The following is a 13,298-nucleotide window of genomic DNA, read 5'->3' on the forward strand; positions in this document are numbered from 1 at the left end:
AAAAATTTGCTAGAAGAATACAAGGCGGAAAATGATAACTTAAAAGCCCTCAAAATGCCCTCACAGGAAACAGAATTCAAACACTTAGACAATCAATATAAAGATGAAGTGAACGCTCTTAAAGAGAAGTTGGAAAATTTGCAGGAACAAATCAAAGATCAAAAAAGGATAGAAGAACAAGAAAAACCAAGAAAATGGTGGGGACTATGGCGAAAATAGATGATTCAGTTAAAAAGAAAGTTCCAGAATTGCGATTTAAAGGATTCACGGATGAATGGGAACAGCGTAAGTTGGGAGACGAAGTTCGAATAGTGATGGGACAGTCTCCTAATTCAGAAAATTATACTGATGATCCTAATGATTATATTCTTGTGCAAGGTAATGCTGACATGAAAAATGGTCGTGTTTTACCGAGAGTATGGACAACTCAAGTTACTAAACAAGCTGAAAAAGATGATCTCATTCTAAGTGTCCGAGCACCGGTTGGAGATATTGGTAAAACAGCTTATGACGTGGTTATTGGTCGAGGTGTTGCTGCCATAAAAGGTAATGAATTTATATTTCAAAATCTTGGTAAAATGAAGTCCGACGGGTATTGGACTAGATATAGCACTGGATCAACATTTGAAAGTATTAATTCTACTGATATTAAAGAAGCTATAATAAGTGTCCCTGCAATTGAGGAACAAGACAAAATAGGCTCATTCTTCAAACAGTTAGACAACACCATCACTCTTCATCAACGTAAGTTAGATCTACTCAAGGAACAGAAAAAAGGCTACTTGCAAAAAATGTTCCCTAAAAATGGTGCCAAAGTTCCTGAATTGCGATTTGCGGGGTTTGCTGACGATTGGGAAGAGCGTAAGTTAGGAGAATTAGCTAATATTGTTCGTGGAGCAAGCCCAAGACCAATCCAAGATCCAAAATGGTTTGATAAAGATAGTGATATTGGTTGGCTAAGAATTTCAGATGTAACAGAGCAGGATGGGAGAATACGTCATCTTGAGCAGCGCATCTCAAAATTGGGCCAGGAAAAAACAAGGGTTTTAATGGAACCACATCTGCTATTAAGCATTGCTGCAACTGTTGGTAAACCACTAGTGAATTATGTTAAAACAGGTGTACATGATGGATTCTTAATATTTTTAAATCCAGTATTTGACAGGGAGTTTATGTTCCAGTGGCTTGATATGTTTAGACCTAAGTGGAAAAAATATGGGCAACCAGGTAGCCAAGTAAACTTGAACTCTGAACTAGTTAGAAATCAAGAAATAGATCTTCCAAGGATTGAAGAACAACAAAAAATCGGTTCATTCTTCAAACAACTAGATGAGACTATCGCTCTTCATCAACGTAAGTTAGATTTGTTGAAAGAACAGAAAAAAGGCTTTTTACAAAAGATGTTTGTTTAGGGTCTATAATTACAAAATAGACCCTCGAAAACATTGTTAAAATAACCCCCAAAATCTATAATATAGATCTTGGGGGTTATTTTGTTGTTTTTATTAATAAATAACATCTGTTTTTTAGAAAAATTGTTGGACCTTTGTACTAATCGAACTAATTTCTTGTTGGGATAAAGCGGCCACAACTTCGCCATCTGATCGTTTTGTGGGATCGACAGCGCGGACATGTTGTAAGAGCGCTGTTCCGTGAATTTTCTCTTTATCTATCCTGATAAATAACGGAGATTTAACATACTTTTCTAGGGTGCGATATTTGTCAGAAGTACTGATTGGTACAACTAGCGCCGTATTAAAATAGCGATTATAGTGATCGTTGCTCACAACTAAACACGGTCGCTTTTTCTTAGTTTCAGTCCCTTTGGCTGGATCTAAATTAATCCGGCGAATTGTCAAACTAAGTGCAACGGTTTGTCAAAAAATACTTCATATGGGGTTTCATAGTTTAACACTTTGCGAGGACGTTGATTTAATTCAACCACACATTAATACAAATATTGTAAGTCACTAGCCGGCGTTGGGTAAGCCAATACCAACCGTTGTAAATCTGGTAAAGTCACGTGTTTTTCAATTAACAACGTGAAGTAGTTAATCATCTCGTCGGCAACATCACTTAGAAGGGTAGCACCCACAACCTGCCCACTCGCTTTAGCAACCACTACTTTAGCTTGGGCTTGTTGTGCGCCAAAGCGGTAATAAGTGAACCACTTCGTCATATCAAGTGTATTGACACGATACTCATCTGGATGCTCAGTCGCCGCGGCCGCGCTGATCCCGACTTGCGCTAACTTGGGCGCTGCAAAAACCTGCGTTGGCACAACGGGATACTTTATGGCTGCGCCGGGATGCGTCAACTCACCGACCAGATAACGCGCTTCAAAACCTGCAACTGGCGTTAACTTCGGTACCGGTGTATCGCTGACATCCCCAATGGCATAAATGTGCGGGTTGGCCGTCTGCAAATGATCGTTGACTTGAATCCCATGCCGATCAAAGGTAACGCCCACGTTGGCTAGACCTAACTGGTCCGCGTTCGGAATCCGTCCCGCTGAGCTGATGACCAGATCCGTTGTCAGCTCGAAATTATCAGCTGTCAATTGTAGACCGGTCGCCGTTTTAGTAATTGCTTGGACATCCGTATTCAAGTCAAACGTGATTCCATCAGCCGTCATTGCGGCCATCAAATCCTTAACCAAATCTGCATCAAAAGCTTTTAACGGGCGGTCATTATGATGAATCACGTGCACATCAGCGCCAGCGGCATTCGCAATCGTCGCCAATTCAAAGCCTACGTAGCCACCACCTACGAATGTCACGCGTTTAGGCATCTGGTCCAAATCTAAGAAGTCAGTGCTCGTCTTAAAGTATTCGTGCCCGGTAATCGGTAGAATCGCCGGACGCTGACCAGTGGCAATCACGTAATCAGTCGCACTGACTACTCGATCCCCGACCGCTAACTGATTGTCGGATTGAAAGTGCGCTTGACCATGTAACGTCGCAATATCTTGCCCCTTTAGTCCATTCAACGTCCCATCGTTGATGCCATCCGTATAGCCTCGTTTATGCGCCATCAGTGCTGGCCAATCAATTTTGGGCGCACCAATCAGGCCCTGCCCTTGTAAATGTTGCGCTGCTTGTCGCGCTTCGACGGCGCTTAATAGGATTTTCTTAGGGTCACAACCGCGGTTAGGACAAGTGCCGCCCCACAGATCCGCTTCAACGATCAACACTATCTTGCCCTGAGCCTTTAATCCGCTAGCCATGGCATTGCCGGCTGGTCCGCCACCAATCACAACAACATCGTACTGTTCCGCCATTCGAAATTCCTCCTTAAATTCATTAGCGACCATCAATTATCACCACCTAGTGTAACTGATTAATCCTTAATTGACGATTAAGATACTTCTTCATGTTGACTCAAGTAAGCCACGATTCGTTGGCTATCCAAATAGCCAACAACCCGATTTTCTTCCGTGACCGCCACATAATCGTGATCTGTCAATGCCGTAAAGGCGGTGCGTAACGTGGCTTGAACGTCTAACGATTGAATCCGACCACTCGCAACACTGGGTTTTTCTGTGAGATAACCCTGAATAAGCCCTACACGCCCAACGTAGACATCATAGACATTTTTAGCTCGGCTCGCGCCAAAGAAGTTCCGCACAAAGTCGTTCACTGGATGCTGAGCCAGAGCAGCCGGCGTATCGACTTGTATTAACTGACCGTGTTGCATGACACCGATCCGGTCACCCAACTTCAACGCCTCATTCATATCATGCGTCACGAAGACGATCGTGTTGTGATAGCGGACGTGTAGCCGTAAGACCAAGTCTTGCAATTGTTGCCGCGAGATGGGGTCTAACGCACTAAATGGTTCATCCATCAAAACAATATCTGGTTGCGCTGCAATCGCCCGTAAGATACCGATGCGTTGCTGCTCACCACCGGATAATTCTGACGGCATCCGGTCACGGTATTCCTTTGGATTGAGGCCAACTTCCGCCAATAGCTCATCAATCGTTTGATTAATTTCCTTCTTAGCTGTCCCTTTCATTTCTGGAATCACGGCGATATTTTGCGCCACCGTCATCGTTGGGAACAAGGCAATTTGCTGTAAGACATACCCCATTTGCCACCGTAGACTTCGGACTGGTATCGTGGTTGTATCAGTACCATTAACTAGGATTTTACCAGCCGTCAATGGCTCTAAGCAGTTGATCATTTTAAGTGACGTCGTTTTGCCACTCCCAGAAGTCCCTACCAAAACAAATAGCTCACCCTGGTCAATCGTTAAATTAAGGTCGGGAATCACGGTCTGCCCATTAAAGTCTTTCTGGACGTGTTGAAATTCAATTGCCGTTGTCATTTAACGTCCCTCCTTCAATAAACCGTGCTTCACAAGATAGCGATGTGCAACCGTCGAAGCGGACTGCTTCTTAACATTGACTTCATAGTTCATTTCTTGCATATCAGTTTCTGAAATCTTTCCTGCTAACTTATTCAACGCTTTAACGACCTTAGGATGTTTGTTGGCAAAGCTCGTCTTCATCAACGGTGCCCCTTGATACGTTGGGAAGAAGTGCTTGTTATCCTTCAATAAGGCCAAGTGATACTGCCGTAATTCACTATCCGTCGCATAGGCATCTACCAAGTTGATTTTCCCCTTACTGATAGCTTCATAGCGTAGCGCCGGCTCCATCGACTTTGCAGTCACGTCTAACCCATAAGTCTTCTTGATTCCTTTTAAGCCATCATTACGATCAATAAACTCTAGGGTCATTCCGGGTTTCAGAATCGATTCAACTTGCGTTAAGTTGCTGATTGTCTTCAAATGATGTTCTTGTTGAAATTTCTTAGTCACTGCCAATGCGTACGTATTGTTATACTGCATCGGCTTCAAGTAAGTCATTTGTTCCTGTTTAGCGAGGCGCTGTTTGGCGAGCTGATAGGTCTGGTTAGCTGTTTGACCAGCTGGGTTATTTCCCTTAACTAAGGTCTCCAGCACCGAGCCAGTAAATTCAGGATAAATATCAACCTGATTATTCTTTAACGCGCTGAATAAGAACGTGGTCTTGCCAAAGTTAGGCTTGAGCGTCACATGAACATGCTCATCTTCAGCTTCAATCAGCTGCTTATACATATTAATCAAGATTTCTGGTTCAGAACCGAGTTTACCTGCAATCGTAATTGTTTCAACTCGATTGGCATAAACACTATAAGCCCCGCCACCACCTAGTAAAGCTAAAATACCGACAAAGACAATTAAGGCGTGGCGTGGTTTAGCCGTTTGAAACCACCGAACGAGCGCACTCAGCAGAATTGCTAACAATGCTGATGAGATAGCCCCAATCAATAATAACGAGGTATCATTACGGTCAATACCGAGCATGATAAAGGTCCCGAGACCCCCAGCACCAATCAAAGCGGCCAAAGTAGCCGTCCCAATAATTAAGACGAGCGCGGTCCGAATCCCAGCAATGATCTGTGGTAGGGCAATGGGTAGTTCAACTTTAAACAACTTACGCATTCGTGACATCCCAAAGGCATCGGCGGCCTCTTCAATTGAGGCGTCAATTTCTGAGATACCCAAATAAGTATTTTGAAAAATTGGCAGTAAAGCATAGATCACCAGCGCAATTACTGCTGGCACCGTTCCAATCCCAACTAACGGAATCAATAACCCTAACAGTGCCAAAGACGGAATCGTCTGTAAGACACTCGTGAGCTGTAATAATCCCTCGGCCCACCGTGGTCGTCGAACGACCCAAATAGCCAACGGAATCGCAATTACCATTGCGATGACTAATGATGCTAATGAAATCCCCAAGTGTTGCCATAGTGCAGTCAGCAAATCCCCGCGTCGATCTATAAACGTCTGTATTAATGTCTGCATGCTAACCTCCGGTGCTCACCTTTATTGCTTAATAACTTCTTAATTATCCATGTATTTAATCGTAGCATAATCCGCCAAAAATCATAGTAATACGCACCGGCAATTCAATTGAATGAAACGCTTCCATACGGCCATTATCGTACGGATGGCCTTTGAGTGAATATGAATGTTTCAAGCCATAATTTTGGCATTTAATATTAAACTCAGCACTCGTGTATTGTGACCCCATATCTGAATGAATAATGAGTGGCTTTCGATGCTTATCTAACGCCATCTGTAAGGCACTTGTGGCTAGCTCGGCTGTCATTGTATCGCCAATTTTATAGCCCAATACTTTTCTCTTCTCAGGATCCAAAACGGTCGCTAAATAGACCCATCTGTGATTAGTCAACTGAATATAAGTGATATCTGTTTGCCAAACACCGCTCAAATACTCTTATACTTAATGTTATTTTCCTATTGTGCGCCGTAATGATCTTAATTTACATGATAATCGAAAACAAGCTCACCTCAGTTAATTCCTTTTATATCATTCTGACAATCCTGGTTGTAATCCATACCAGTTTTGATTTATTAAAATGGTTACCAAAAAAACGCATGTAGTTGGTTTACAGGGTATAGGGGTAATCTATAAATCGCCCCTCGAAAAAGTTAATAAAATAATCCCCATTAACGATAATCACGTTAATGGGGGTTATTTTTATGTTATTATATTTAATAACTACTCAATTTCGGCGGATGACTTCCCTTTCATCTCTAGTGAGCCACTTTCATAATGTGCCCAACAAGAATAAATTTCGACTATTTTGCTTTCATTATCAATTTTATAAACCACCCTGTGCTGACCATTAATTCGACGTGAATAATATCCAGCAGCTGGTGGTGTCAACTTCTCAAACGATTGAATCGCTAAATAAGGATCCGTTTGTAACACGGTAACGATATCTTCAAAAGATGAACGTAACGGACTTTTTAGTACCTTTTTCAAATCACTCTTTGCTGATTTCTTTATCTTGATACGCCACTCACTCATTATCTATCTCGGCAATCATATTCTCTAAATCAACTGACTCATCATTTTCTCGACTAAAAGCAATCGGCATTTGACCATTCATAAACAATGACAATGTCTCTTGCAAAGCATCATAATCTTTCTTACCAATTAATACCGCACTCTTACTAGTCTCGGCACCCGAAATAAATACAGGCGCTGAGTCACGATTAGTTTCTTTGATCAACGAAAATAGATTATCTCTTGCTTTAGTTGGTGTGATAATATCCATAACAATCGCCTCTTTTCTTAGCTTTCTCTTACTATAAGTATAACGTACGTTATCACGTACGTCAAAAAGGAGTTTCTCATGGTTCAACAAATTGTCCTCCCCATTAAAGACACGAACGTCCTCAAAGACGTCCAAAATACCCTATTAGATAGTTTTAAGGCTGGCTGCCGTAATTACACAATCTTTCAAGTCGGCAAAGCAACCCTACTGCGTGTGAGTGATGTCATGCGCCTCAAGCAACAAGACGTTTTTAATCCGGATGGTACGGTGAAACAGACGGCTTTTATTCACGATAAAAAGACCGGTAAAGCCAATACGCTTTATTTAAAACCCCTTCAACATGACTTAAATCAATACCAAAAGTGGTTAACCCAACAAAATCTAACGACCGTCTGGTTATTTCCCTCAACCCAACATCCTGATCAACATATCACTGAAAAACAATTCTATAAGATCATGCATAAAGTGGGTACTTTATTAAATATCAATTACTTAGGGACCCATACCATGCGTAAAACCGGTGCTTACCGTGTCTATGTTCAATCAAATTACAATATTGGTTTAGTCATGCGTTTATTAAACCATTCAAGTGAAGCCATGACCTTAACGTATCTTGGATTAGATCAAGCTAGTCGAGAAACGATGTTAGACCAAATTGATTTTGGGTAATGAATGTTTAGAACTTAGTAGTCGTCCAAAAACGACTACTTTTTTTGTTGAATCGTACGAGGACGATTCGATGCTTTTGACTTGTAAGAACAGGATTGAATGAAGCCATACTGTTCGCATATTTTTAGTGGATGAACAAACAAAATACGAGAGATTTTTTGTTCGTTCATCCATGGTTTTAGAAAAAAGAGGGACGATTTCGGAAGAAGAAAATTGTCTCTTTTTTTCTTCTTTTTGTATGACAAAAAGAAAGATCTTTTGCCCATTTTATTTTTATAAAATGGGTGCGTGGCGTTTGCGTAAAGCAAATCGACACAATCCAAAGGGGATAAAAGGGGAAAGTGAAGCTTCCACCTTTTCAAGCCACATTGTAATACAAGAACGAAGTGCTTTGTATTACAATGTGACAGCTTGCAGTATTTATGGTTTTATAGTTGCTATTTTGTTATAATGATTGTAACCGAATAGGGCGCAATGCTTATTACAAAATCAATGACAAAGGGCGATTGAGGAATGAGCGCTGGGGCATTTTATCTTTGAGGAGGCTATTTATGGATCAGAAAGAAGTATCACAAAATCAAACAAAGTACATTCAATTTAGATTATCTGAAGAACAATACAATAAGCTGAAAATTTCAGGAGAAACATATGGACTCTCTCCGAATCTTTATGCGAAAAAATTAGCACAAAAATCTCATTTAAAAAAACCTTATCTCGAACATGACCAAGCGAAATCTTTATTATTAGAACTCTCAAAACAAGGAACCAATTTAAATCAAATCGCCAAGAAACTCAATCAATTCGATCGGATGGACAACCAAGATAAAGAGCTGATCGAGGCTTTACGCTATACATACGGAGTACTCGCTCAAGCTCAAAAGGGGTATCAAGAGTTATGGCAACAATTGCAAAAATAAGCAATGGCGCAAGTGCAGCGAGCGCCCTTAATTATGCTTTAGGTCAAGACAGACCCATGCATGAAAAAACTGAACAGTGGCTACAAGACCATCAATTGGAACGTCCTGTGGAGCTGACAAATTGTCGGGCAGTTGCCGTGGGTGGAACCAACGGGATTGATCCCTTTATCGCCAAAGAACAATTTGATGTCATTCGACAACTTCATAACCAAACGAAAGAATCCAATCAAGTCTTGCGTATTACCCAATCTTTCGCCTTAGATGAACTGAATCCGAAAGTTCAAAAAGACTGGCAAAAAGCAAATGATTTAGGCGTTGAATTAGCAGAAAACCTTTATCCTAACCATCAAAGCGCTGTTTATACGCATTTAGACGGAAAAAATCACGTCTTACACAACCACATCATTGTCAATAAGGTCAATTTAGATACAGGAAAGAAATTAAGAGAACAAAAAGGAGAAAGCGTTCAACGAGCACGAAAAATGAATGATCGACTCGCTTCTCGAGAAAACTGGCACATTTTAGAGCCACCAAAAGAGCGTCAAACAGAGACAGAAAAAGAACTAATCGCCAAAAATGAGTATTCTTACATGGATGATTTGAGAGAAAGAATCAATAAATCACTTCAAGATGTCTCTGTGAGCTCATATGAGACGTTTAAAGAGCGTTTATCCGATAATGGTGTAATTCTATCAGAAAGAGGCCAAACGTTCTCATATGCCTTTTTAGACGCCAATAACAAGCAAAGACGAGCACGAGAGACCCGATTGGGTTCTGATTTTGGAAGGGAGACCATTTTACATGAGTTGGAAAACCGAACAAGACAAAACGAATTTAGAGCTGTTGAACAACGAGAACCAGCGATTACTCCGCTTGAGCGAGATACTCAACAAAGAGAATCAGAAATTGTTAGCCTTGAACAAGCAATTGAACCAAGAAAATCAGAAGCTCTCAAGCGAGAATCAAAAATTAATCGATTTATTGACACAATCAAACAGCTTGCAGGACGAGTACCAGAACTTACTCAACGCGTTACAAGAAAATTAAAGCAAACAAAAGAGAAAATTCTCGATGATTTTGAACGTCGCTTTTCAAAGGACATGAAAAATTACGAGCAAGAACAACAACAAAACCTAGAAAAACAAACGCACAGAGACGTACAGTCCGAAAAGAAACCAACAAAAGATCATGATCGGGGGATGAGTCGATGAATAAAGATGAACAACTCGTTGTTCAAGTATTAAATGCTTATAAAAATGGCAAAATTGATTTCAGTAACGTTCCAGAACTAGAAACCTTAGTCCGTCAAGAAGTTAATAAAGACTTTCGGGACTACCAAGAAAAAATAGAAGCTGTTGCGAATCAAAAAATTGAGTCTGCCATTCAAGAACAACTCCATCGTTTAGAGGCAGAAAACTTAAAAGCGACCATACTGAAAGACATTCAAGTTGAAAAACAAGCATTACTCGCTTTGAAAAAAGAACTAAATGAACACCAAGAGCAGATAAAGGTAGATCGCAAACGTGAGATTGTCGAACGTTACGGTATTCTGATTGCGAACATTGTCTGCCTGTTCTGTTTCTTAGTTGTCGGTATTCTCATCGGACGATGGATTTATAAAGGTATCTGGGATGGTTGGGGGTTGCATATTTTGTATGACACAGTGATGGAAATACAGCCTAAACACCCTTATGGGGCAGTCGTTCTTGGATTAGGTGGTTTTGGTTTAATCGGTGCTGGAATTTATGGCAGTTTTCGATTAATGTATACCGCTTCAACATGGTTTGATCAACGTCCAAAAATTTTCAAAAGAATCTTTCCGAAAAAATAGAGAGTGAGGGGATATTTTGGTTTTAGATAATAAATTAGGCTTAACAAATTCAGCAGAATTAGCTAAACAAGAAGAGTTATTAACGAAAAAAAGAGCCAAAGAATTGTTTGAGTCTGGCAAAATAGAGGATCTGGAAATTGGGACGTTTCAAGGCTTATCTGCTATTCATCAGTTTTTATTCCAAGATATTTACGACTTTGCAGGAAAAATTCGAGAAGTGAATATTGCGAAAGGAAACTTTCAATTTGCGCCACGTATTTTTTTAGCGCAAATACTTGAATATATTGATAAATTACCTCAAGAAACATTTGATGAAATTATTGATAAGTACTCGGATATGAATGTGGCGCATCCTTTTAGGGAAGGCAATGGACGAGCCACTCGTATCTGGTTGGATTTAATTCTTAAAAATAAACTACACAAAATCGTCGATTGGAATCAAATTGATAAGTATGAATATTTAAATGCCATGATAAATGCCATGATCCGTAGTACAGTCAGCACCAATGAATTAAAATATTTGCTTCAAAAGGCTTTAACCGATGATTTAGGTAAAGAACAATTCTTTAAAGGAATTGATGCGAGTTATTATTACGAGGGTTATTACGAAATTAAAACAGAAGATCTATAAACACGTATAAACACGATTTAAAGAAACAGACTGCTCAATATAAAACTTGAGCAGTCTGTTTCTTTTTTTGGATGATTTTGACCTTTGATTTTAAATTTTTGAAAAAAATAAAAAAGGCGAAGCCTATTATATATTTATCTTATATATTTTAATCTTTTATTCTTTTGCGTCAAAAAAAAGTGAGTGTTTTCAAGGGTTTAAAGAATAATACAGCCACAAAAAACTGTGTATACAGCCACAAAAAACTGTGTATACAGCCACAAAAAACTGTGTATACAGCCACAAAAAACTTTTTGAAGTGGCTGTATTATGGTATAATAAAAGCATGAAGAACAATTCTTTGGACAGACTTTCTTCATGCTTACTCTAAAAACACTCAAAGGAGCGTATTTCTATGTCTAGTATACCAAAAAATGAACAAAATCAGAAGCAGGTGCAAATCTTGAACGAATTATCAAAACGAAAAGTAGTGGAGCATAATTCTTTAATTACCAGCATTGCCAAAATGGATAAAACCCCACTCAAAATGTTTGAGTTAGCCGTATCGTGCATTGATACCGAAGAACCACCAAAAGATCATACGGTTTATTTATCGAAGAACGAACTCTTTGCTTTTTTTAAGGTATCTGATAATGATAAACACAGTCGCTTTAAACAGGCAGTCGAGAACATGCAGAAACAAGCCTTTTTTAAAATCAAAGAAAAAAAAGAACATGGGTTTGAGTTTGAAAATATTGTGCCGATTCCCTATGTAAAGTGGACGGATTATCATGATGAAGTCACTATCCGATTTAGTCCTGAAATTATTCCTTATTTAATCAATCTCAAAAAGAATTTCACGCAACACGCTTTATCCGATTTTGCAGAACTCAATAGCAAGTATTCCATCATCTTGTATCGCTGGTTATCTATGAATTATAACCAGTACGAGCATTACAGTGTCAAGGGCGGGCGTCGAGAAGAACAAGTGGAAGCCTACCGCAACCCGTCAATTTCAATTCGAGAATTACGAGAATTGACGGATACCATCAATGATTATAAACGTTTTACTCATTTTGAAACACGAGTTTTAAAAAAACCGTTGGAAGAAATCAACGAACACACCTCCTTTAACGTGTCTTATGACAAGATAAAAAAAGGACGAAGCATCGATTCTATTGTCTTTCATATCACGGAAAAACGTCGAGCAGATGATAACAGCTATAAGTTAGAAGATAAAGATTATCAATCCGACAAAGAGGAAAAATCAAGAAATGAAGCTAACTTATTAAAGCAGGCAATGGAAAGTAAGTACACACGATTATTGATTGAAAACTTTCTCTTATCCCCTCTTGAAATGACGGACACGGCACTTATGGCAGGTTTGCAAAAGAACGTATATCCGTTGTATGACGAGTTAAAGGAATTAAGAGGATTGAATGGGGTCAAAGACCATTTAAGCTATGTAGCCAGCAAACAAGAAGCTTATTCAAAACGCAATGTAGCCAAGTACCTTAAAAAAGCCATTGAACAATACCTGCCAACTGTAAAATTACAAGACCTTGAACAACCAGAACGTGCAAAGGTTCGAGGTAAAGGTGCAAGCCATGAGTGAGAATTTAAAAACGATAAAAGAGCTTGCAGATGAGTTAGGAGTTAGCAAGAATAAAATTCATTATCAAGTTTCTAAAATATCAAGCAAATATGTAGTTAGAAATAATAGTATGAAGCTATTAACCGCTGAAGCGGTTAAACAAATAAAAGAAAATCTAGGTGTTGAATTAAACAGCAGTTTAAACAGTAAGTTAAATACCGTTAAACACCAAGAAAACACTAATATAAAAGGAAATACAAGTGTTGAAGGCGTTGAATTAAACAGCACTTTAAATAGCTATTTAAACAGTCTTAAACACCAAATTGAATATCTTGAATCTCAAAATATCAATAAAGATGAACAAATAAAAAGTTTAGTGGAAGCACAAAAACAAACGCAAAATTTGTTAGACCAGCAACAACGATTAGCCTTGCAAGATAAAAATTTGCTAGAAGAATACAAGGCGGAAAATGATAACTTAAAAGCCCTCAAAATGCCCTCACAGGAAACAGAATTCAAACACTTAGACAATCAATAT

16 protein-coding genes and 1 pseudogene are annotated in these 13,298 nt (G+C 39.3%); 10 read left to right on the forward strand and 7 right to left on the reverse strand.

Annotated features, from left to right (window positions below; genetic code table 11):
- Nucleotides 1-219 (forward strand): annotated as a pseudogene (locus FFM82_RS12725) (hypothetical protein); the annotation flags it as partial.
- Entirely contained in the window at nt 207-1,412 is a 1,206-nt protein-coding gene (locus FFM82_RS12730; protein ID WP_137646163.1) for a restriction endonuclease subunit S, read from the forward strand. The pseudogene FFM82_RS12725 and the gene FFM82_RS12730, both read left to right, overlap by 13 nt.
- 114 nt (nt 1,413-1,526) lie before the next feature.
- Here FFM82_RS12730 and FFM82_RS12735 read toward each other — a convergent pair whose 3' ends face one another.
- The 7 genes from FFM82_RS12735 to FFM82_RS12770 form a co-directional block, all read right to left on the reverse strand.
- Nucleotides 1,527-1,859 carry a type II toxin-antitoxin system PemK/MazF family toxin gene (locus FFM82_RS12735; protein WP_137646164.1) on the reverse strand — a complete coding sequence of 111 codons (333 nt, stop codon included), beginning with the start codon at nt 1,857-1,859 and terminating at the stop codon, nt 1,527-1,529.
- A gap of 89 nt (nt 1,860-1,948) precedes the next feature.
- Entirely contained in the window at nt 1,949-3,280 is a 1,332-nt protein-coding gene (locus FFM82_RS12740) for a dihydrolipoyl dehydrogenase family protein (protein WP_137646165.1), read from the reverse strand.
- 77 nt (nt 3,281-3,357) lie between these two features.
- On the reverse strand, nt 3,358-4,329 hold the full coding sequence (locus FFM82_RS12745) for an ABC transporter ATP-binding protein (protein ID WP_137646166.1): 972 nt from the start codon (nt 4,327-4,329) through the stop codon (nt 3,358-3,360).
- Nucleotides 4,330-5,856: an ABC transporter permease/substrate-binding protein gene (locus FFM82_RS12750; RefSeq protein WP_137646167.1), complete on the reverse strand. Its 1,527-nt coding sequence runs from the start codon at nt 5,854-5,856 to the stop codon at nt 4,330-4,332.
- A 55-nt stretch (nt 5,857-5,911) separates the two neighbouring features.
- Nucleotides 5,912-6,286, reverse strand: coding sequence for a DDE-type integrase/transposase/recombinase (locus tag FFM82_RS12755; RefSeq protein WP_137646168.1), 375 nt, complete (start codon nt 6,284-6,286; stop codon nt 5,912-5,914).
- Nucleotides 6,287-6,577: 291 nt separating this feature from the next.
- Entirely contained in the window at nt 6,578-6,889 is a 312-nt protein-coding gene (locus FFM82_RS12765; RefSeq protein ID WP_225425709.1) for a Txe/YoeB family addiction module toxin, read from the reverse strand.
- Complete coding sequence (locus FFM82_RS12770; protein WP_174795699.1) at nt 6,882-7,226, reverse strand: type II toxin-antitoxin system Phd/YefM family antitoxin; 345 nt, start codon at nt 7,224-7,226, stop codon at nt 6,882-6,884. Before FFM82_RS12770 ends, FFM82_RS12765 begins: the two co-directional genes overlap by 8 nt.
- Here FFM82_RS12770 and FFM82_RS12775 point away from each other — a divergent pair.
- The 8 genes from FFM82_RS12775 to FFM82_RS12810 all read left to right on the forward strand — a co-directional run.
- Nucleotides 7,218-7,808 (forward strand): site-specific integrase, encoded by a 591-nt coding sequence (locus FFM82_RS12775; protein WP_137646170.1) that lies wholly within the window; start codon nt 7,218-7,220, stop codon nt 7,806-7,808. The two genes, FFM82_RS12770 and FFM82_RS12775, sit on opposite strands and share 9 nt — an antisense overlap.
- A gap of 127 nt (nt 7,809-7,935) precedes the next feature.
- Complete coding sequence (locus tag FFM82_RS13610) at nt 7,936-8,259, forward strand: cytochrome B (RefSeq protein WP_170178305.1); 324 nt, start codon at nt 7,936-7,938, stop codon at nt 8,257-8,259.
- Between the two features lie 100 nt (nt 8,260-8,359).
- A complete protein-coding gene (locus FFM82_RS12785; RefSeq protein WP_002339183.1) occupies nt 8,360-8,725 on the forward strand; it encodes a plasmid mobilization protein in 366 nt (121 codons plus the stop codon).
- Nucleotides 8,704-9,936, forward strand: coding sequence for a relaxase/mobilization nuclease domain-containing protein (locus tag FFM82_RS12790; RefSeq protein WP_137646171.1), 1,233 nt, complete (start codon nt 8,704-8,706; stop codon nt 9,934-9,936). Before FFM82_RS12785 ends, FFM82_RS12790 begins: the two co-directional genes overlap by 22 nt.
- Nucleotides 9,933-10,556 (forward strand): mobilization protein, encoded by a 624-nt coding sequence (locus FFM82_RS12795; protein WP_084989034.1) that lies wholly within the window; start codon nt 9,933-9,935, stop codon nt 10,554-10,556. Before FFM82_RS12790 ends, FFM82_RS12795 begins: the two co-directional genes overlap by 4 nt.
- A 16-nt stretch (nt 10,557-10,572) precedes the next feature.
- Nucleotides 10,573-11,187: a protein adenylyltransferase Fic gene (gene fic, locus FFM82_RS12800; protein ID WP_137646172.1), complete on the forward strand. Its 615-nt coding sequence runs from the start codon at nt 10,573-10,575 to the stop codon at nt 11,185-11,187.
- A gap of 394 nt (nt 11,188-11,581) precedes the next feature.
- On the forward strand, nt 11,582-12,781 hold the full coding sequence (locus FFM82_RS12805; RefSeq protein WP_084998762.1) for a RepB family plasmid replication initiator protein: 1,200 nt from the start codon (nt 11,582-11,584) through the stop codon (nt 12,779-12,781).
- Nucleotides 12,774-13,298: hypothetical protein (locus FFM82_RS12810; RefSeq protein WP_137646174.1), on the forward strand; the 525-nt coding region annotated here is incomplete at its 3' end. The genes FFM82_RS12805 and FFM82_RS12810, both read left to right, overlap by 8 nt.

This window comes from Lactiplantibacillus plajomi (assembly GCF_005405405.1).
In the GTDB taxonomy this organism is placed as follows: Bacteria; Bacillota; Bacilli; order Lactobacillales; family Lactobacillaceae; genus Lactiplantibacillus; species Lactiplantibacillus plajomi.